Consider the following 20070-nt stretch of genomic DNA (forward strand, 5'->3'; position numbering starts at 1 on the left):
GTGTCTGTTCAGTTGAACCGCGCTTTCGCACGGCCATGGTCATCCATACAGAATGACGCCTTACGTGCTGCACACTATTCCAGCGTTCACTGGCGCAGCTGCACACTCTCCGGGCCACGGGCCATCCCGCAACCTGGGTACTGCAGCGAAGGCTTAGGCCTTCTTCGGGCGCTTGGCACCGTACTTCGAACGAGCTTGCTTGCGGTCCTTGACGCCTTGCAGGTCAAGGGAGCCGCGCACGATGTGATAACGCACACCGGGCAAGTCCTTCACACGACCGCCACGCACGAGAACGACCGAGTGCTCTTGCAGGTTGTGGCCTTCGCCGCCGATGTACGAAATGACTTCGTAACCGTTGGTCAGACGCACCTTGGCAACCTTACGCAAAGCGGAGTTCGGCTTCTTGGGGGTGGTGGTGTAGACACGGGTGCAAACGCCGCGACGCTGGGGGCAATTCTCCAGCGCGGGGCTCTTGCTCTTGATGATGCTGACTTCGCGCGGCTTGCGCACGAGTTGGCTAATGGTAGGCATGACCTTTGAAATCCCTTTTACGTACCACTGGTAAGTACTTACGTACTATGTCCTCCGGGCGCCTGATGCTAAGACGCCTGGCGGGGGCAGTTTGCGCAAAACCGCCTCTGACGTGGGTGACGTAAAAGAGCGGGTCTTGCAGACAAGCGCGCAAAGTGTGAGAGATGCCTATTTCACTGCTATTACCCACACAGACGTGGCCTGGCCAAAATCTTGTGATCCTGACCGGGCCGGCAGCCCTGGTGTGGGTGGGTGCGGACAAAACTACCCGAACTCGTGACGCATCCGGCAGTCTTGCTCAATCCGCAGCACCTGTACTTTGCACGCGCATAAAGCAATAAGCCCTTTAGCTTAGCTTAGTTATCCAGTGCTGTCAAAGGCTGTGCGCAAAAAATGCGCGAAGCGACGGCGCTGCCCGTCTATGCGAGGGTCCTCGGTCAGTGACGCGCAAACAAGTAACCGCTGCCGTAGACCGTCCGGATAGGCAGGATAAGGCCCGCCAGTTCCGCTTTGCGCCGCAGCCGGCTTATTACGACGTCGATGCTGCGAGCGCCCGACATCCGATTGACGCCCCCCCCCCGTCCGCACCCAGATCTGCAGACAGCGTGCCGCGACTGACGGCCTTGCCTTCGGCCTTGAGCAAGGTGCGTACCAAGAGCCTTTCGTTGGCCGAAAGCGACAGTGTGGCGCCTGAGGGTGCCGCCAGCGTCCAGTCCTGGTCCCGCAACTCCCATTTGCCGGACGCCGGCAACGCTGTTGGCGCCTCGACGTCCAGGTGGTCCTGCCAGGCAGGGAGTCGGCGCGCCAAAGCCAGCAGGACACAGGCCAGCTCACGATCGTCCAGCGGCGCGCAGAGCGCGGCATCCGCTCCGCTTTGCAGGCAGCGCAGACGCACCTCGACCGGCATGGCATCGCCTTTGACGACAATACCGAGATCGGCCGCGCCGCGCAGACGCGCGATGAGGGCGAAACCCAGTTCGCCGAGTTCGCCCACATCAAGCACGACAAGGTCGTAGTGCTCCTCGTTGAGCAGACCAAACAGCTCCAACGGCGTGGAGCAGCCCTTTGTCGAAATTCCGGCTTGCAGCAGCACCGTGATACTACGAGCGCGGCTGGCCGAATCCGGCACCATGATTAAAGCGCTCAGTTGCTTCATGACCAGGCCCTCTATCAGCTAGAAACGGGTCGCATCCCGGCGTTGCAGGCCCTGATGCGATTGGTGATAGTGTGACGCTCTGTTGCGCGGGCAAGCCAGTCAAGATTCGTCAACTTTGCAATGATTAACACTGTTGTTTCACGCACTTATCACAAAAAACGGGCCTTTTGTGACAACGAGTATGATGGCAATCGCAGGAGGTCGTTACGTGACGTTTTCTGCAATCAGCGGCACCGCATCCACCCTTTCTGAAGCACGGCCCATGAGAATCGCCTCGTTAGAAGATGACCTGGACCAAGCCCGTCAAATACAGCAATTGCTGGAGCAGGCCGGCTACGAATGCACCAGTTTCCAACAGAGCCAAGATTTACTGGCGGCGTTGCGCAACGAGACGTTCGATTTGATCCTGGTGGACTGGCAAGTGCCAGACATGAACGGCGATGAAGTCGTGTGATATCTACGTTCGCGCTATGGGATGCGGCTGCCCATCATTTTTCTGACCAGCCGCAATCAGGAAGAGGATCTCGTGCAAGGTCTGCAAGCGGGCGCCGATGACTACATCGTCAAGCTTCTGCGCCCGGCCGAGCTGCTGGCGCGCATCGGCGCCCTCTGGCGTCGCATGCAACCTGCCGCGGGTGACAACCCACCTTTCGACGTGGGCCCTTACCATATCGATCCGGCACGGCACGCCATCGAGTTGCGTGGTCAACCCATTCCTCTGGCCCCGAAAGAGTACGAACTGGCCTTGCTGTTTTTGCGCAACATCGGTCGTCTGCTGTCACGCGATCTTCTGGCCGAAACCGTGTGGAACCGGGAGATCCCGCCAACCTCCCGCACGCTCGACACCCATCTCTCCAATGTGCGACAAAAGCTGCAACTGCGCCCGCAGAACGGCCTGCGTCTGAGCTCCTCATACGCGCTGGGCTACCGCCTCGAAACCATCTCCGACCTCGCCCATTGATTACCGCGCGGCCTGACCGCGCGCCCCCCCCCAAAAAATCTCCCCAGGAGAGACGCTATGAACCGGAGCATCCGGTGTGCGCTCCTGCCGCTGAGTATTGCTCTGGCCGCCAGCGCGGTTCAGGCTCAGCCGGCAGGCTCGTTGAATGAAGATTTTCTCTATCGGATCAGGCCCGCCGACACCCTCGGCGGATTAGCCAGAACGTATACCGGTACGGCGGACAACTGGCCTGCATTGCAGCGGATCAACAAGATCGTCGACCCCCTGGCGCTGCCGGTGGGACTGGAGCTGCGCATCCCACTGTCCATGATCCCCGAAGTCACCGGTAGCGCTCAAGTCGTCAGCCTGGCGGGCAAGGCGATGCTCAATGGTCAAGCCGTCCGTCCGGGCAGCCTCTTGCCGGAAGGCGGCGTGCTGTCGACCGGTGAACACAGCTTTGTCACCGTCCGATTATCCGATGGCAGCGAAATCACGCTACCTTCCAACAGCGCCGTGCGGCTGCACCATCTGCGCCGTTTCGAGCACGTACCGCTGACCGACACCGTGATTTCGGTCGAGCAGGGCTCGATGGAGTCGCAGGTCGCGCCCGAAGGCAAAGGTGTCGGGCGGTTCGAGATACGAGCACCCGTGGCCGTGACGGGCGTACGCGGCACGCGCTTTCGTGTGCAAGCTGACGCGGCGGGAGCGGCTCAGGCAATACTCGAAGGCAATGTCCGCGTCCAGGCCCACGCCCGTGACCTGGCGCCCACCGAAGCCATCGTCGTGCGTGAGGGCCAGGGAGCCCGCATCGGCGCCGATGGCAGCGTACTTGGTATCCAGCCGTTGCTGCCTGCCCCCAATTGAGCGCGCCACAACGTGCCGGCGCAGGCTGGACGAGCACCCTGTCGCCCGTGTCTGCGGCCGTCGCTTACGACGTACGCGTATCGCGCGATGCACAGGGCATGCGCGTGATTTCGGCACAACGCTTCGCCGCCCCCCAGATTCGCTTTACCACGCCAGAGCCCGGCACCTATTATGTCAATGTCAGCGCGGTAGATCAGACCGGGCTGGCTGGCTACGAATCGAGGCAACCCTTCGAGGGCAGCCTCGCCTTGTTAAGTAGCGACGGGCTACCCGTAACCAGCGGGACCGGTGAGCTGATCGCCTTGCAATACTACTGACAGGGAGCGAAATGCCTGTAGAGGGACGCGCGCTCACGCGCCGCTCGGGCTTTATCCTGACAGCGCTGCTGACGTTGTTGGCTGCGCTGCTGGGCAGCTTCACCGGTCTGGGCCGGACTGACCAGATGCTATACGACCGTGCACAGTCGTTGATCGGCCAACCCGCTCAGGACGATATCGTCCTGGTTGCCATCGACGACGACAGCATCGCCACGCTGGGCCGCTGGCCCTGGAAGCGCGACGTTCATGCCGCACTTTTAGACAAACTGCGTGACGCTCGCGCCGTTGGGCTGGACCTGATTTTTTCGGAGCCCGATCGCGACAATCCCGCGGCCGATCTCGCGCTTGCGCAGGCTATCCGCGCGCATGGCAAAGTGGTGCTTCCCGTCATCCTGGACCATCTCGAGTCGGCAGGCAGTTACCAAGCTCCCATCCCTATTCTTGCGCAGGCTGCAGCGGATATGGGATTCATCAATATCCCGGTCGATAAGGACGGCGTGGTGCGCCGAATAGCCTGGCAACGCACGATCGTGCGAGCACCCGTGGAGCCACTTCTCGCTTGCCATGCTGCGCGCGGGCGGCCAGCACGAACACGCCGAGCACGTCCGTTCCGTTCTCACGAAAAACGGCACTGACCTCATCCCCTTCTCCGGGCCTCCCGGCCACTACACCACCGTCGCGTACCGGGATGTAATCGAAGGCCGCATCCCCGCGAGCCAGTTTCGCGATCGGTACGTCATCGTCGGCTCATGGGCGACGGGTTTGACTGACACATTCCCCACCCCGGTCTCGCATCACGCCAACGGGATGGCTGGCATGGAGATCCTGGCCAATCTCCTGCAAGCCGCGTCCCAGCAGCGGTCGCTACGCATTGCCTCGCCCCTGCAGGGTGCGCTGGCTTGCGCACTGCCTGTCCTATTGCTGTGCGTGGTGATGCGGCATGGATCACCCAAGCTATCACTGGCACTCAACGGCGCACTGCTCATTCTCATCCTGCCACTGACGGCGCTCGTGCTGCGGTACGGCCAGATATGGTTTCCACCTTCGGCCGCCCTGTTCAGCCTGGCGCTGTGTTATCCCATCTGGAGTTGGCGCAGCCAGGAGGCTGTGCTGCACTACCTGGATGATGAGCTCAAACGGCTACGCCGCGAATACACTCCGGTGCTGGATCAGCGTCACCCCGCCCTGCTGCTTGGACACCGGTCAATGGAAGACCGACTCGGGCAGTTCCGCCGCGCGCTTGCGTTGGTCCGCAATCTGCGTCAGGTACTGACCGATGGGCTCAACGGCCTGCCTGATGCCACCCTGGTCTTCGATCAGGACGCTCGCCTGCAGTTTCGCAACCGTGCGGCGGCGAAATTTTTTCGTGCGCTCACCCAGCGTGCGCCTCATTCGAACCAGCCTCTAGGTGAGATTCTCGCTTCGCTGCACGTCTCCGAGGCTATGCAGTAACGCATCGAGGGTTTCATTCTTGAGGCTGCGACCAAGCCGGCGCGCTCGGGCTGGAGCGCGGACGTCGAGACCCGAATACGTAACGCTCGAGACGTGATAGTTAAATGCGCCCCGATTCATTCTGGCGAAGGCCTGTACGTGGGCACCATAGTGACGCTGAGCGACATCAGCGAGATTCGGCAGGCCGAACGTCAGCGCGAAGAGACGCTGCGATTCATTTCGCACGACATGCGGGCCCCGCAAAACTCCATCCTGGCCCTGGTGGCCATGCACGAGAACGACACAGGCAACCCTGATCAGGCTGCGACGCTGCAACGCATCGCCCAACTGTCACGCCGAACACTGGACCTGGTCGACGGGTTTGTGCAACTGACACGCGCCGAGTCCATGAAGATTCATCTCTGCAGCCTGGATATGGCTGATCTGCTGCGAGAGGTGTGCGATGACTTCTGGGCGCCCTCTCGTGAGCGTGGGATCACCATCGAATTGCGCGAGCCGCTGGCCCCGGCATTCGTCATGGCGGATCAAGCGCTATTGCGTCGGGCCATGGCGAATCTGCTGGACAACGCCATCAAGTACAGTCCCCGAGACAGCCACATCGTTTGCGACATCCAGCATCATGCGACGGATTGGGTAATGAGCGTTGCCGATCAGGGCCCGGGCATCGCTGCCGATCAACAGGCGCTGGTTTTTCAGCCGTTTGTGCGCGTAGCCCAGGCGGCACACGCCGATGCCGGCGGCGCAGGGCTGGGCCTGGCCTTTGTGCGCACGGTGGCCGAGCGCCATCATGGCCAGGCCGTCGTGCGCAGCGCGCCGGGGCAGGGATCGATCTTCATCCTGCGTCTCCCGCGACAGGAGGTCTGAAGCCGGTCAAGGAAAGATATGGCGGATCGACGCGCTGCTGCCTGGCTTGACCTCGAGCGTGGCCCGGTAAGGCGATAGATCGGCGTTGCGCACCACCACGTTGTACTTGCCTGGAGCCAGTTTCAGCTCGCGCAACGGCGGAGACACGCCACGATGCACGCCATCGATCCACACCTCGCCCCAAGGCTCGATATGGACGGCGACCGCAACACGGGCGGCGGACGTACTGGGTTTTTGAAGCAACTCTCCGGGCGATGAGATGACCGCAGCCGGTGGTGTGGCTGCGCGCGCCGCGTCAGCAGCCGGATCCGGCGCAGGAGTAGTGGCACTGGCAACCGGGGCCGGCTTCGCGCCCGGCGATACCGGTTCAGGGGGGGGCGGCATTCAGCGCCAGTTGCGAATGGGCGATCACCGGGGAAGGCGTGGCGGATCGCTGGTCCCACCAGTACCACCCGACGGCGGCCGCCACCAGCACCAGCACTGTCCAGAACACCAACCGACGCGGATGAGAGATGGCTGGCTGCACCGCAACGTATTCGGTTCGGGGCGAAGAGGCGCGCAGTGTCAGCGGCGGGATCAATGCCAGATCTGCGGCATCGACGGCCGGGGAAAAAGCCAGGCTGTCGGCAAAGGCAGCAACGGACTGCGGCCTGTCCGGCGGCCTGAGCGCCAGCCCCGCATCGATCGCCTGCAGAAATTCGAGGTCGTAATGCCTGAGCCCTTGGTGGGCCAAGGGCGCATAGCTGTCATGCTCGATGCGCTCCATCGCCGGGGCAGGCAGGCTACCCGTGATCAACGAGTGCGACACCGCGCAAAGGCTGTATATATCACTCCACGGGCCGCGCGGCCACTGCGACGACTGCAGGTAGAATTCGTAGGGAGCGAAGCCGGCTGCTGTGGTCGGCGCCACGCCATCGAGTTGGCGTGGCTGTGTATCGACCGCCATGAGATGGGCCCGGCCATTTTCGTCCAGGCCTACGGAAGATGTCGTGATGTCTCCGCAAATGCGGCCGCGATCGTGCAAGGCCTGCAGCGGTGCGAAAAGGTCGCCCAACAGCCGCTTGATACGTGCCTGTGGAACGCCCCCACCTGCCGTGGCGGCGATGGCGTTCAATGGCCTGTGGGCCAACGGGGCAGCGCCGGCAAACGGACTGCGCGACATTGATGGACCTGCGGGTCGAGACATTTCAATCAACTCTGCGCGGCGTAAAATATCCGCGGCCACTACAAGCCCTGAAGGATTTCCGCACGGCACTGACTCAAAGCGGTGCCACCGTGCGCTTATTATGCCACCCGCCCTGCCCACCTTTGCGTGCGGCGCAAGCCAAGCATAAACTAGCTTTTCCACTGATCGGGATTCCAGTTGAAACGTCTAAACATCCAACGGTATCCGCTCGGCATTGCCTTGCTGTGCGGGCTTGCCGCCTGTTCAGGGCTGCGCACAGCCGACCGTCCCCCTTCCGCCGCCGCCCTCCAGGCCCTGGAAGACGTCCAGACCGAGTACCGGGCAGGTCACTACGGGCAAGTCATTCGCTCTGTCGCCAGATCCGATGAACTGGATACCGCACCATCAACCGTGAAAGTACCGGCCCTCAAGCTGCTGGCGTTTAGCTATTGCGTCAGCGGCTACATCCCGTTGTGCGAGGATGCCTTCCGGCGCATTTTGGCCATCGACCCGGATTTCGAGCTAAAGCCTGCGGAAATCGGGCACCCTGTCTGGGGGCCAGCCTATCAGCGAGCCAAACAGGCGGCCTAGAAAGCGGGCCTTATCCCGCCAAGCAAAAAGCCAGTCTTCGGACTGGCTTTTTGCTTGCTGTACGACGGGGATCCAGCCGTCCGCCTCTGCCCCCCTCCAAAAGAAAACTGCCGGCACAAGGCCGGCAGTTTTCTTCCTCGCAGCCGAAGCTGGTCAGGTGGCTTACTCAGCCGGCGTCTCGTCATCCGAGGTCAGCGGACCATCCGCCTCGATGACTGCCGTCACCGGCGCATCCTCGAAGGGGTTGGCCTGCTGGCGAGCGGCTTCGCGTTCCGCGGCTTCCAGAGCCTCCTTGTCCTTGCGGGCAAGGTGGTAAGCCAGACCGGTACCCGCCGGAATCAGGCGACCGACAATGACGTTTTCCTTCAGGCCACGCAGATCGTCGCGCTTGCCCATGATGGCTGCTTCGGTCAGCACGCGGGTCGTTTCCTGAAACGAGGCCGCGGAGATGAAGGAGTCTGTGGACAGCGAGGCCTTCGTGATACCCAACAGAACGTTGTTGTAATGCGCCGGACGCTTCTCGTCGGCCACCACGCGATCGTTCTCGTTGAGCAGCTCGGAGCGCTCGACCTGTTCGCCCGGGATGAAATCAGCATCGCCCGGATCGGTGATATTCACACGGCGCAGCATCTGACGAACAATCACTTCGATGTGCTTGTCGTTGATCTTCACGCCTTGCAAGCGGTAGACGTCCTGGACTTCGTCGACGATGTAGGTCGCCAGCTTTTCGATACCCTGCAGACGCAGGATGTCGTGCGGGTCGGCCGGACCATCAACGATCATTTCGCCCTTGTTGACCACCTGGCCGTCGTGCACCAGAACCTGCTTTTCCTTGGGAATCAGGAACTCATGGCTCACTCCTTCCAAATCGGTGATCACCAGGCGCTGCTTGCCCTTGGTGTCCTTGCCGAAGGAGACCGTACCCGTGACTTCGGCAAGCATGCCGGCATCCTTGGGCGAGCGGGCCTCGAACAGCTCTGCCACACGCGGCAGACCGCCGGTAATGTCGCGAGTCTTCTGCGATTCTTGCGGAATACGCGCAAGCACTTCACCGACAGCAACCTGCTGACCGTCACGCACCGTGATCAGCGCGCCAACCGGGAAGGAGATGTTCACCGCATGGTCGGTACCCGCGATGCGCACGTCTTCGCCGTTGTCGTTGACCAGCTTGATCTGCGGACGCATGACGATCTTGCCGCCACGCGTTTTGGGCGTGATGACGACCAACGTGGACAGGCCGGTGACTTCGTCGACCTGCTTGGCCACGGTTACGCCTTCTTCGATATTCTCGAAGCGCACCGCGCCACCGTATTCCGACACGATGGGACGCGTCAGCGGATCCCAGGTTGCCAGACGCGTGCCCGCCTTGACGGCTTCGCCATCGCCGACCAGTACAGTTGCACCGTACGGGATCTTGTGGCGCTCGCGTTCACGACCATTGTCGTCGTAAATCGCGAGTTCGCCCGAGCGCGAAATCGCAACGCGTTCGCCCTTGGCGTTGGTCACGTAACGCATGGTGCTGGCAAAGCCGACCGTACCATTGGACTTGGTTTCCACCGCGCTGGCCAGCGCCGAGCGCGATGCCGCACCGCCGATGTGGAAGGTACGCATCGTCAACTGCGTACCCGGCTCACCGATGGACTGCGCCGCGATCACGCCAACCGCCTCGCCCACGTTGACCGGCGAACCACGGCCCAGGTCGCGGCCATAGCAGCTCGCGCACAAGCCATGACGGGTTTCGCAGGTCAGCGGAGTACGGACCTTGACCTCGTCCACGCCGATACGATCGATCAGATCGACCAGGTCTTCGTCCAGGAGGGTGCCGGCAGTGATCGCCGTTTCCTGGCTGTCCGGATTGACGATGTCGATCGCCGCCACACGACCGAGGATACGATCGCGCAGAGGTTCGATGACTTCACCACCTTCGACCAGCGCCTTCATCGAGTAGCCGTGCGAGGTGCCGCAGTCCACTTCGGTGATGACCAGATCCTGCGTCACGTCGACCAGACGACGGGTCAGGTAGCCCGAGTTGGCGGTCTTCAGTGCCGTGTCGGCCAGACCCTTACGCGCGCCGTGAGTGGAGATGAAGTACTGCAGTACGTTCAGACCTTCACGGAAGTTGGCGGTAATGGGCGTTTCAATGATGGAGCCGTCCGGCTTGGCCATCAGGCCGCGCATGCCAGCGAGCTGACGGATCTGAGCGGCAGAACCGCGCGCACCCGAGTCAGCCATCATGTAGATGGAGTTGAAGGATTCCTGGCGCACTTCTTCGCCATGACGGTTGACGACCGGCTCGGTGGCCAGTTGCTCCATCATCGCTTTGCCGACCTTGTCGCCAGCCTTGCCCCAGATGTCCACAACGTTGTTGTAGCGCTCTTGCGACGTGACCAGACCCGACGAGTACTGCTTGTCGATTTCCTTAACTTCGCGGCTGGCTTCGGCCAGAATGACTTCCTTGGCCTTGGGGATCAGCATGTCTTCCATGGCGATGGAGATACCACCACGGGTTGCCAGGCGGAAACCGGACTGCATCAGCTTGTCGGCGAAGATAACCGTGTCGCGCAGGCCGCAGCGGCGGAACGACTGGTTGATCAGGCGCGAGATTTCTTTCTTCTTCAGGGCCTTGTTCAGAACCGTGAACGGCAGGCCGCGAGGCAGAATCTCGGACAGCAGGGCACGACCGACCGTCGTTTCATGACGGCGGATGACCGGCTGCCATTCACCTTGCTCATCACGCTCGTGCTCTTTCAGGCGCACGGTGATGCGGGTCTGCAGTTCGACTTCGCCATTGTCATAGGCGCGCTGCACTTCAGCGACGTCGGCAAAGAAGATACCCTCACCACGGCCGTTGACGCGCTCGCGGGTCGTGTAATACAGACCCAGCACGATATCCTGCGACGGCACGATGGACGGTTCACCGTTGGCCGGGAACAGCACGTTGTTCGAAGCCAGCATCAGCGTGCGCGCTTCGAGCTGAGCTTCCAGCGACAGCGGCACGTGAACGGCCATCTGGTCACCGTCGAAGTCGGCGTTAAACGCCGCGCAAACGAGCGGATGCAACTGAATGGCCTTGCCTTCGATCAGCACCGGCTCGAACGCCTGGATGCCCAGACGGTGCAGCGTGGGTGCGCGGTTGAGCATGACCGGATGTTCGCGAATCACCTCTTCGAGGATGTCCCACACCACCGGTTCCTGGTTCTCGACCAGCTTCTTGGCTGCCTTGATGGTCGTGGCCAGACCCATCATCTCCAAACGATTGAAGATGAAAGGCTTGAACAGTTCCAGTGCCATCAGTTTGGGCAGACCGCACTGATGCAGCTTGAGCTGCGGACCCACCACGATGACCGAACGGCCCGAGTAGTCCACGCGCTTGCCCAGCAGATTCTGGCGGAAACGACCGCTCTTGCCCTTGATCATGTCGGCCAGGGACTTGAGCTGGCGCTTGTTGGCGCCGGTCATGGCCTTGCCGCGACGACCGTTGTCCAGCAGCGAATCGACCGCTTCCTGCAACATGCGCTTTTCGTTGCGCAGGATGATCTCGGGCGCCTTCAATTCGAGCAGGCGCTTGAGACGGTTGTTGCGGTTGATGACGCGGCGATAGAGATCGTTCAGGTCAGAGGTCGCGAAGCGGCCGCCATCCAGCGGCACCAGCGGCCGCAAGTCCGGCGGCAGCACGGGCAGCACTTCCATGACCATCCAGTCCGGCTTGATGCCCGACTTCTGGAAGCCTTCAAGCACCTTCAGACGCTTGGAGATCTTCTTGATCTTGGCTTCGGAACTGGTGGCCTTAAGCTCGCCGTGCAGCGTTTCGACTTCACGGTCGATGTCGATGGTGCGCAGCAGTTCGCGCACGGCTTCGGCGCCCATCAGGGCACGGAAGTCGTCGCCGTATTCCTCGGTCTTGGCCAGGAAATCGTCGTCCGACATGATCTGACCGCGCTTGAGCGGCGTCATGCCGGGTTCGATCACGCACCAGGCTTCGAAGTACAGCACGCGTTCGATGTCGCGCAGGGTCATGTCCAGAACCATGCCCAGACGCGACGGCAGGCTCTTGAGGAACCAGATGTGCGCGACAGGGCTGGCCAGCTCGATGTGGCCCATACGTTCGCGGCGAACCTTGGCAACGGTGACTTCCACGCCGCACTTTTCGCAGATCACGCCGCGGTGCTTCAATCGCTTGTACTTGCCGCACAAGCACTCGTAGTCCTTGATCGGGCCAAAGATCTTGGCGCAGAACAGACCATCGCGCTCGGGCTTGAAGGTACGGTAGTTGATCGTCTCGGGCTTACGGACTTCGCCGTACGACCACGAACGGATCTTCTCCGGCGAAGCGATGCCAATCTTGATGGCATCAAATTGCTCGTCTTGCGAGACTTGCTTGAAGAGATCGAGTAGCGCTTTCATTAGTTACGCTCCAAATCCATGTCCAGGGCCAGCGAGCGGATTTCCTTGACCAACACGTTAAACGATTCCGGCATGCCGGCGTCGATGACGTGATCGCCCTTGACGATGTTTTCGTAAACCTTGGTGCGGCCGGTGATGTCATCGGACTTCACGGTCAGCATTTCCTGCAGGGTGTAAGAGGCGCCATAGGCTTCCAGAGCCCAGACTTCCATTTCCCCGAAGCGCTGACCACCGAACTGCGCCTTACCACCCAGCGGCTGCTGGGTAACCAGCGAGTACGGGCCGGTCGAACGGGCATGCATCTTGTCGTCGACCAAGTGGTGCAGTTTCAGGTAGTGCATGTAGCCGATGGTGACCGGGCGTTCGAATTTCTCGCCGGTACGTCCGTCGAACAGCCAGGCTTGAGCTCGCGACGGGGTCAGTTGCATACGCTTGGCAACCTCGTCCGGATACGCCAGCTCGAGCATCATGGCGATTTCTTCTTCGGTCGCACCGTCGAACACCGGCGTCGCGAACGGCACACCCTTTTTCAGGTTGTGGGCCAGTTCGATGACATCGTCGTCGGACAGCTCGTTGAAGCGCGCGCCAGTACCGGTCGTGTTGTAGACCTTTTCAAGATAAGAACGGATGTTCTTGATCTGGGCGGTACGTTCGTCCCGCAGCAGGTCGGCAATACGCTGACCCACCCCCTTGGCAGCCCAGCCCAAGTGAACTTCCAGCACCTGACCGACGTTCATCCGCGACGGCACACCCAGCGGGTTGAGCACGATGTCCGCCGTCGTACCATCTGCCATGTGCGGCATGTCTTCGACCGGAGTGATCCGCGAGACCACGCCCTTGTTACCGTGGCGGCCGGCCATCTTGTCACCAGGCTGCAGACGACGCTTGACGGCCAGATAGACCTTGATCATCTTCAGCACGCCCGGAGGCAGCTCGTCGCCCTGCGTCAGCTTCTTGCGCTTCTCTTCGAAGGCGAGATCAAACTGATGACGCTTCTGCTCGAGCGATTCCTTGGCCTGCTCCAGAACGACAGCGTGCGGCTCATCGGCCAGACGGATGTCAAACCACTGCCAGCGGTCCAGATCGGCCAGATAGGCCTTGGTGACGGTGGCGCCCTTGGCCAGCTTGCGTGGGCCGCCGTTGACGGCCTTGCCCACCAACAGCTTCTCGATACGATCGAATTGATCGTTCTCGACGATGCGCAACTGGTCGTTCAAGTCCTGGCGATAGCGACGCAATTCATCGTCGATGATGGACTGCGCGCGCTTGTCGCGCACAATGCCTTCACGGGTGAAGACTTGCACGTCAATGACCGTACCGGTCATGCCCGAAGGCACGCGCAGCGACGTATCCTTAACGTCGGAAGCCTTCTCGCCGAAAATGGCGCGCAGCAGCTTTTCTTCCGGCGTGAGCTGGGTCTCGCCCTTGGGCGTGACCTTGCCCACCAGCACGTCATCGGCGCTGACTTCCGCGCCAATGTAGACGATACCCGAATCATCCAGACGGTTGAGCTGGGTTTCGGCCAGGTTGCTGATGTCGCGCGTGATTTCCTCAGGCCCGAGCTTGGTATCGCGAGCGACCACGGTCAGCTCTTCGATGTGAACCGAGGTGTAGCGGTCATCGGCCACAACGCGCTCGGAGATCAAGATCGAATCTTCGAAGTTATAGCCGTTCCAGGGCATGAACGCGATCAGCATGTTCTGGCCCAGGGCGAGCTCGCCCAGATCCGTCGACGCACCGTCGGCCAGCACGTCGCCCTTGGAGACACGATCGCCTCGCTTGACGATAGGACGCTGGTTGATGTTCGTGTTCTGGTTGGAACGCGTGTACTTGATGAGGTTGTAGATATCCACACCCACCTCGCCCGCGACGTTTTCTTCGTCGTTGACGCGGATCACCACACGCTCGGCATCGACGTGGTCGACCAGACCGCCGCGCAACGCCTGCACGGTCGTGCCCGAGTCCACGGCAACGGTACGCTCGACACCGGTGCCGACCAACGGTTTCTCAGGCCGCAGGCAAGGCACGGCCTGGCGCTGCATGTTGGCACCCATCAGTGCACGGTTGGCGTCATCGTGCTCCAGGAACGGAATCAGCGATGCGGCGACCGAGACGATCTGCGACGGCGCCACGTCCATGTAGTGCACATTGACCGGCGAGGTCAGCATGGTTTCGCCTGCTTCACGGCAAGCAACCAGATCATCGACGAAGTGGCCTTCGGCATCCAGCGCGGCGTTAGCCTGCGCGATGACGTAGTGGCTTTCTTCGATGGCCGACAGGTAATCGATCTGGTCGCTGACCTTGCCGTCGATGATCTTGCGATACGGCGTTTCCAGAAAGCCGTACTCGTTCAGGCGCGCATAAAGCGCCATCGAGTTGATCAGACCGATGTTCGGGCCTTCCGGCGTTTCGATTGGGCAGACACGGCCATAGTGCGTCGGATGCACGTCGCGGACTTCGAAGCCTGCGCGCTCGCGGGTCAGACCACCAGGTCCCAGAGCGGAAACACGGCGCTTGTGCGTGATTTCCGACAGCGGGTTGGTTTGGTCCATGAACTGCGACAGCTGGCTCGAACCGAAGAACTCCTTGATCGCGGCGGAGATCGGCTTGGAGTTGATCAGGTCGTGCGGCATCAGGTTTTCGGTCTCGGCCTGGCCCAGACGTTCCTTGACCGCACGCTCGACGCGCACCAAACCGGCACGGAACTGGTTTTCTGCCAATTCGCCCACGCAACGCACGCGACGATTGCCCAAGTGATCGATATCATCGATCTGGCCACGCCCGTTACGCAACTCAACCAACACCTTGATGGTTTCAAGGATGTCTTCGTTGGTCAGCGTCATCGGGCCATTGGCGTCGTCACCACGACCCAGACGGCTGTTGACCTTCATGCGTCCGACACGCGACAGATCGTAGGACTCTTCGCTGTAGAACAGGCGCTGGAACACGGCCTCGACCGCTTCTTCGGTCGGCGGCTCGCCAGGGCGCATCATGCGGTAGATCGCCACACGGGCAGCGGTCTGGTCGGCGGTTTCATCGGTCCGCAGGGTCTGCGAGATGTACGGGCCGCGGTCCAGATCGTTGGTGTAGAGTGCCTGCAGATCCAGCACCTTGGCATCGCGCATGGCAGCCAGCACGCTTTCGGTGATCTCGTCATTGGCATGCGCGATCACTTCGCCGGTGTCGGCATCGACGACGTTCTTGGCCAGCACGCGACCAAAGAGGAAGTCTTCGGGCACGGAAATGCGCTGGATACCGGCGTTGGCCAGATCGCGCAGGTGCTTGGCGTTGATACGCTTGTCTTTCTCGACGATCACCTTACCGGAACGGTCGCTGATGTCGAAACGGGCCATCTCGCCCTTCCAACGCTCAGGAACGAACTCCATCATGGCGCCTTCACTCTTCAATTCGAAATTGTCGAAATCGAAGAAATGCGCCAGGATGGATTCCGGGCTCATGCCGATGGCCTTGAGCAGAATCGTCACAGGCATTTTGCGGCGGCGATCCACACGGAAGAACAGCACGTCCTTGGGATCGAACTCGAAGTCCAGCCAGGATCCACGGTAGGGGATCACGCGGGCCGAGAACAGCAGTTTGCCCGAGCTGTGGGTCTTGCCGCGGTCGTGTTCGAAGAACACACCAGGCGAACGGTGCAGCTGCGACACAATGACACGTTCCGTGCCATTGATCACGAAGGAACCCGTGCTGGTCATGAGCGGAATTTCGCCCATGTAGACTTCCTGTTCCTTCACTTCCTTGATGGTCGGCTTGCTGACTTCGCGGTCCAGCAGCACCAGGCGAACCTTGGCGCGCAGGGGCGAAGCGAAGGTCAGGCCACGCTGCTGACATTCCTTGACATCGAACACCGGCTCGCCAAGCACGTAGCTGACGAACTCCAAGCGCGCCATACCGTTGTGGCTAACAATCGGGAAAATCGACGAAAACGCCGCCTGCAGGCCTTCATTGACCCGATCCGCGGTGGCGGTCTCTGCTTGCAGGAAAGTTAGGTAGGATTGAAGTTGCGTTGCGAGCAGAAAAGGAACGTTTTGAACGTCTTCCCGCTTGGCGAAACTTTTGCGGATGCGCTTTTTTTCGGTGTACGAGTAAGGCATGAGCACTCCGACTCGAGGTTGCATGGGCCGTCAACCACGGCCCCAGGTGATACGACTCCAGGAAACACCCCTAAAAACTGCAATATCAGGAGGGGTTTCCTGGAAACGCAAAAGCCCGGGGACGGCATACTGCGCTGTCCCCGGGCAGATGACGCGAAGGTTTACTTGACTTCGACCTTGGCGCCAGCTTCTTCCAGCTTCTTCTTGGCAGCCTCGGCGTCAGCCTTCGGCAGGGCTTCCTTGACGGGCTTGGGAGCGCCGTCAACCAGATCCTTGGCTTCCTTCAGACCCAGACCGGTCAGTTCGCGCACGGCCTTGATGACGGACACCTTGTTGGCGCCGGCTTCGAGCAGCACAACGGTGAACTCGGTCTGTTCTTCAGCAGCGGCGGCAGCGCCACCAGCAGCCGGAGCAGCCACGGCAACAGCGGCGGCAGCAGCCGACACGCCGAACTTCTCTTCCATTTCCTTGATCAGCTCGGACAACTCGAGCACGGTCATGCCAGCGATGGCGTCAAGGATTTCAGCTTTGCTAAGTGCCATTTTCTTTAGAACTCCAAAATTGGGTAATGCCAGGGTTGGGTGTCGCTTTGTCGTTCAGCGAAGATCCGCAAACCGCGCCTGAAATCAGGCGGCGGCTTTCTGATCGCGCACGGCCGCGAGGCCACGGGCGAACTTGGTCGGAACTTCGTTGAGCGTACGCACGAATTGCGCGATCGGGGCTTGCATGGTGCCCAGCAGTTTCGAGAGCAGCTCTTCGCGCGAAGGCATCGTGGCCAAAGCCTTGACGCCTTCTTGGGTCAGCAAGTTGTTGGGCAAAGCGCCCGCCTTGATAACCAGCTTGTCGTTGCTCTTTGCGAAACCGGCGAGGACCATTGCCGCCGCGACCGGATCGTCGCTGATACCATAGATCAGCGGACCGGTCAGTTGCTCGGCCAACGGCTCGAAAGCCGTGCCAGCAACCGCACGACGGGCCAGCGAGTTCTTCAGAACACGCAGGTAAACGCCCGATTCACGCGCAGTTTTGCGCAGTACGGTGACAGAGGCGACGTCCAGACCACGGTACTCGGCGATAACAATCGATTGAGCCTTAGCGACTTGCGCCGAGACTTCCTCGATTACCACCGCTTTCTCTTGGCGATTGAGACTCACGGTTTGAACACTCCATCAAAAGACGCCTGGGGCTTGAAGCCTTGCGCGTCAACCGAATGCGGCGCCTGGTTGAGTTCTTCGGGTAAAGAATTCTTCCTGGGGACGCCGTCTACGCTGGATCCGGCCTATGTGAGCACCGGTATTAAGCTGCCCGTTCGATACTTGCAACGGGCGACTCCAGCGGTCTTTGACAGCAGCATCCGAAAATCCCGGATGCGGCCCAAAGTACTTTTTGCCAGCAGCCTTAGTTGGCCGACAGCGAAGCGATTTCCACACGCGCACCGCCGCCCATCGTCGACGAGACGGCAAGCTTGCGCAGGTAGATACCCTTGGCAGCAGCCGGACGAGCCTTTTGCAGGGCATCGACCAGGGCGGCCAAGTTGGATTGCAGTTGTTCGACGCCGAACGAAGCACGACCAATGGTGGCGTGAATAATACCGGCCTTGTCGGTACGGTATTGCACTTGGCCAGCCTTGGCGTTCTTGACGGCAGTGGAGACGTCCGGGGTCACGGTGCCGACCTTCGGGTTCGGCATCAGGCCACGCGGGCCCAGGATTTGACCCAGGGCACCGACCACGCGCATGGTGTCGGGCGAGGCGATGACGATGTCGAAATCCATCTGGCCAGCCTTGATCTGCTCGGCCAGGTCATCCAGACCGACGATGTCGGCGCCAGCAGCACGGGCAGCCTCCGCCTTGTCGCCTTGAGCGAACACGGCGACACGCACGGTCTTGCCGGTACCGGCGGGCAAAACCACCGAGCCACGGACCAGTTGGTCGGACTTCTTGGGGTCGATGCCGAGTTGCACTGCCACGTCGATGGACTCATCGAACTTGGCCGTTGCGGTTTCCTTGACCAGATTCAGGGCTTCGGCGACCGGGTAGAGCTTGGTGCGATCGATCTTCTGAGCGATGCCAGCGGCGCGCTTGGACAGTTTAGCCATGATTAGATCCCCTCAACGGTAATGCCCATGCTGCGGGCGCTACCAGCGATGGTGCGAACCGCGGCATCCAGATCGGCAGCGGTCAGGTCAAGCTGCTTGGTCTTGGCGATTTCTTCGGCTTGAGCACGGGTGAGCGTGCCAACCTTGTCGGTATGCGGCTTGGGCGAACCCTTCTGCACGCCAGCGACCTTCTTGATGAGGACCGTCGCGGGCGGGGTCTTCATGATGAAGGTGAAGCTCTTGTCCGCGAAGGCGGTGATCACCACGGGGATCGGCAGACCAGGCTCCATGCCTTGGGTCTTGGCGTTGAACGCCTTGCAGAATTCCATGATGTTCAGGCCACGCTGACCCAGAGCCGGGCCAATCGGGGGGGAGGGGTTAGCCTTACCAGCCGGGACTTGCAGCTTGATAAAGCCGACGATCTTCTTCGCCATGCTTTGCTCCTAACGGGTGATAACGCTCACGTTTTCAGTGAGCTCCCCGGGGTTGAAATCAGGTTTTTTCGACCTGACTGAAATCGAGCTCGACGGGGGTGGCACGACCAAAGATCGTGACCGACACGCGCACCTTGCTCTTCTCGTAATTGACTTCTTCGACGTTGCCATTGAAGTCCGCAAACGGGCCTTCTTTGACGCGGACCATTTCGCCCACTTCGAAGAGAATCTTGGGCCGAGGCTTCTCGACACCCTCTTCCATCTGCGACAGGATCTTTTCGACCTCGCGCTCAGAAATCGGCGTCGGGCGATTGCCCGAGCCACCCAAAAAGCCGGTGACCCGATTCGTGTTCTTGACCAAGTGCCAGGTTTCGTCGGTCAGGTCCATTTCGACAAGGACGTAACCAGGGAAAATCCGACGCTCGGATATCGATTTCTGTCCACCCTTGACCTCGACGACTTCCTCGGAGGGCACAAGAATGCGACCAAAAGACATTTGCAGCTCGGCCCGTTCGATACGCTCGTTCAGGGCCTTCTGTACGCTTTTTTCCATGCCGGAATACACATGGACGACATACCAACGTTTACTCATGCCTGTCCTTATTTCCAGCCCAGCAGCAGGCCGTAAAGTATCCACTCGATGCCCTTATCGAGCACCCACATGAAAATGCCCATCACCGCGACGAACGCAAAAACAATCCCAGTCATCTGGATGGTTTCTTTGCGCGTGGGCCAGGAGACACGCTTGACTTCGTTGTACGACTCTTGGGCAAAGCTGATGGTGCGCCGGCCGGGTTCGCTGAACCAGACAATGACGGCAGAGATCACCAGACCGCCAACAAATACGCCGATGCGGGCTACCATGGGCTGTGCACTCAGCACGGAAAACCCAACGATGCCAGCAATAACGACAAGAACCGCCAACCCGAGCTTGATCCGGTCAGCGGTACTAGTAACGGTTTCTACGCTGGTATTAGACATTTTGCGACACGAGCCCGCCGTGATGGTGCGCAACTCGCGGTACTCTCCGGCGGGTGGTGGCAGGGGCAGTAGGAATCGAACCTACAACCTTCGGTTTTGGAGACCGACGCTCTGCCAATTGAGCTATACCCCTATGGCTTTCACTTGATTTGCAGCTATGATTTA

14 protein-coding genes, 1 tRNA gene and 3 pseudogenes are annotated in these 20070 nt (G+C 60.7%); 6 read left to right on the forward strand and 12 right to left on the reverse strand.

Features of this window, described 5'->3' with window-relative positions; genetic code table 11:
• Nucleotides 1-153: 153 nt before the first annotated feature.
• Entirely contained in the window at nt 154-531 is a 378-nt protein-coding gene (gene rpsL / locus LK440_RS16530) for a 30S ribosomal protein S12 (protein ID WP_005017264.1), read from the reverse strand.
• Between the two features lie 529 nt (nt 532-1060).
• Complete coding sequence (locus LK440_RS16535) at nt 1061-1663, reverse strand: response regulator transcription factor (RefSeq protein WP_227944744.1); 603 nt, start codon at nt 1661-1663, stop codon at nt 1061-1063.
• Nucleotides 1664-1949: 286 nt separating this feature from the next.
• Here LK440_RS16535 and LK440_RS16540 point away from each other — a divergent pair.
• The 5 genes and pseudogenes from LK440_RS16540 (at nt 1950) to LK440_RS18000 (ending at nt 6124) form a co-directional block, all read left to right on the forward strand.
• Nucleotides 1950-2648: pseudogene (locus LK440_RS16540) on the forward strand (response regulator transcription factor).
• A 57-nt stretch (nt 2649-2705) separates the two neighbouring features.
• A pseudogene (locus tag LK440_RS16545) lies at nt 2706-3808 on the forward strand (FecR domain-containing protein).
• An 11-nt stretch (nt 3809-3819) separates the two neighbouring features.
• Nucleotides 3820-4443: a CHASE2 domain-containing protein gene (locus tag LK440_RS18160; RefSeq protein ID WP_025341281.1), complete on the forward strand. Its 624-nt coding sequence runs from the start codon at nt 3820-3822 to the stop codon at nt 4441-4443.
• Nucleotides 4373-5260: a CHASE2 domain-containing protein gene (locus LK440_RS17995; protein ID WP_305954713.1), complete on the forward strand. Its 888-nt coding sequence runs from the start codon at nt 4373-4375 to the stop codon at nt 5258-5260. Before LK440_RS18160 ends, LK440_RS17995 begins: the two co-directional genes overlap by 71 nt.
• Nucleotides 5261-5398: 138 nt before the next feature.
• Nucleotides 5399-6124: a sensor histidine kinase gene (locus LK440_RS18000; protein WP_025341279.1), complete on the forward strand. Its 726-nt coding sequence runs from the start codon at nt 5399-5401 to the stop codon at nt 6122-6124.
• A 6-nt stretch (nt 6125-6130) separates the two neighbouring features.
• Here LK440_RS18000 and LK440_RS16560 read toward each other — a convergent pair.
• Nucleotides 6131-7310, reverse strand: a pseudogene (locus LK440_RS16560) (hypothetical protein).
• 177 nt (nt 7311-7487) lie between these two features.
• Between LK440_RS16560 and LK440_RS16565 the strand changes: the two are divergent.
• A complete protein-coding gene (locus tag LK440_RS16565) occupies nt 7488-7880 on the forward strand; it encodes a TssQ family T6SS-associated lipoprotein (protein ID WP_005017252.1) in 393 nt (130 codons plus the stop codon).
• 162 nt (nt 7881-8042) lie between these two features.
• On the opposite strand, the gene rpoC is transcribed toward LK440_RS16565, so the two are convergent.
• The 9 genes from rpoC to LK440_RS16610 all read right to left on the reverse strand — a co-directional run bounded on the left by rpoC (nt 8043) and on the right by LK440_RS16610 (nt 20038).
• Nucleotides 8043-12284, reverse strand: coding sequence for a DNA-directed RNA polymerase subunit beta' (gene rpoC, locus LK440_RS16570; RefSeq protein WP_005017250.1), 4242 nt, complete (start codon nt 12282-12284; stop codon nt 8043-8045).
• Nucleotides 12284-16396 carry a DNA-directed RNA polymerase subunit beta gene (gene rpoB / locus LK440_RS16575; protein ID WP_005017247.1) on the reverse strand — a complete coding sequence of 1371 codons (4113 nt, stop codon included), beginning with the start codon at nt 16394-16396 and terminating at the stop codon, nt 12284-12286. The genes rpoC and rpoB overlap by 1 nt, the downstream gene beginning before the upstream one ends.
• Nucleotides 16397-16557: 161 nt before the next feature.
• A complete protein-coding gene (gene rplL, locus LK440_RS16580; RefSeq protein ID WP_005017245.1) occupies nt 16558-16938 on the reverse strand; it encodes a 50S ribosomal protein L7/L12 in 381 nt (126 codons plus the stop codon).
• A gap of 84 nt (nt 16939-17022) precedes the next feature.
• On the reverse strand, nt 17023-17547 hold the full coding sequence (gene rplJ / locus LK440_RS16585; RefSeq protein ID WP_005017243.1) for a 50S ribosomal protein L10: 525 nt from the start codon (nt 17545-17547) through the stop codon (nt 17023-17025).
• 244 nt (nt 17548-17791) lie between these two features.
• Complete coding sequence (gene rplA / locus LK440_RS16590) at nt 17792-18490, reverse strand: 50S ribosomal protein L1 (protein WP_005017241.1); 699 nt, start codon at nt 18488-18490, stop codon at nt 17792-17794.
• Between the two features lie 2 nt (nt 18491-18492).
• Nucleotides 18493-18924, reverse strand: a complete 432-nt coding sequence (rplK, locus tag LK440_RS16595) for a 50S ribosomal protein L11 (protein WP_005017239.1) — start codon at nt 18922-18924, stop codon at nt 18493-18495.
• A gap of 58 nt (nt 18925-18982) precedes the next feature.
• Entirely contained in the window at nt 18983-19516 is a 534-nt protein-coding gene (gene nusG / locus LK440_RS16600) for a transcription termination/antitermination protein NusG (protein WP_005017237.1), read from the reverse strand.
• 8 nt (nt 19517-19524) lie between these two features.
• Nucleotides 19525-19905 carry a preprotein translocase subunit SecE gene (gene secE, locus LK440_RS16605; protein ID WP_005017233.1) on the reverse strand — a complete coding sequence of 127 codons (381 nt, stop codon included), beginning with the start codon at nt 19903-19905 and terminating at the stop codon, nt 19525-19527.
• 57 nt (nt 19906-19962) lie between these two features.
• A tRNA-Trp gene (locus tag LK440_RS16610) sits at nt 19963-20038 on the reverse strand.
• Nucleotides 20039-20070: the final 32 nt, after the last annotated feature.

The organism is Bordetella holmesii (genome assembly GCF_020735985.1).
Lineage (GTDB): Bacteria > Pseudomonadota > Gammaproteobacteria > Burkholderiales > Burkholderiaceae_B > Bordetella > Bordetella holmesii.

Bases quoted from the DNA above. Each gene is read 5' to 3' on its own strand.
- nusG (WP_005017237.1), bottom strand. From the start codon at position 19,516: ATGAGTAAACGTTGGTATGTCGTCCATGTGTATTCCGGCATGGAAAAA.
- rplL (WP_005017245.1), bottom strand. From the start codon at position 16,938: ATGGCACTTAGCAAAGCTGAAATCCTTGACGCCATCGCTGGCATGACC.
- LK440_RS16535 (WP_227944744.1), bottom strand. From the start codon at position 1,663: ATGGTGCCGGATTCGGCCAGCCGCGCTCGTAGTATCACGGTGCTGCTG.
- rpoC (WP_005017250.1), bottom strand. From the start codon at position 12,284: ATGAAAGCGCTACTCGATCTCTTCAAGCAAGTCTCGCAAGACGAGCAA.
- LK440_RS18160 (WP_025341281.1), top strand. From the start codon at position 3,820: ATGCCTGTAGAGGGACGCGCGCTCACGCGCCGCTCGGGCTTTATCCTG.
- rpsL (WP_005017264.1), bottom strand. From the start codon at position 531: ATGCCTACCATTAGCCAACTCGTGCGCAAGCCGCGCGAAGTCAGCATC.
- rplK (WP_005017239.1), bottom strand. From the start codon at position 18,924: ATGGCGAAGAAGATCGTCGGCTTTATCAAGCTGCAAGTCCCGGCTGGT.
- rpoB (WP_005017247.1), bottom strand. From the start codon at position 16,396: ATGCCTTACTCGTACACCGAAAAAAAGCGCATCCGCAAAAGTTTCGCC.
- LK440_RS17995 (WP_305954713.1), top strand. From the start codon at position 4,373: ATGCTGCGCGCGGGCGGCCAGCACGAACACGCCGAGCACGTCCGTTCC.
- secE (WP_005017233.1), bottom strand. From the start codon at position 19,905: ATGTCTAATACCAGCGTAGAAACCGTTACTAGTACCGCTGACCGGATC.
- rplA (WP_005017241.1), bottom strand. From the start codon at position 18,490: ATGGCTAAACTGTCCAAGCGCGCCGCTGGCATCGCTCAGAAGATCGAT.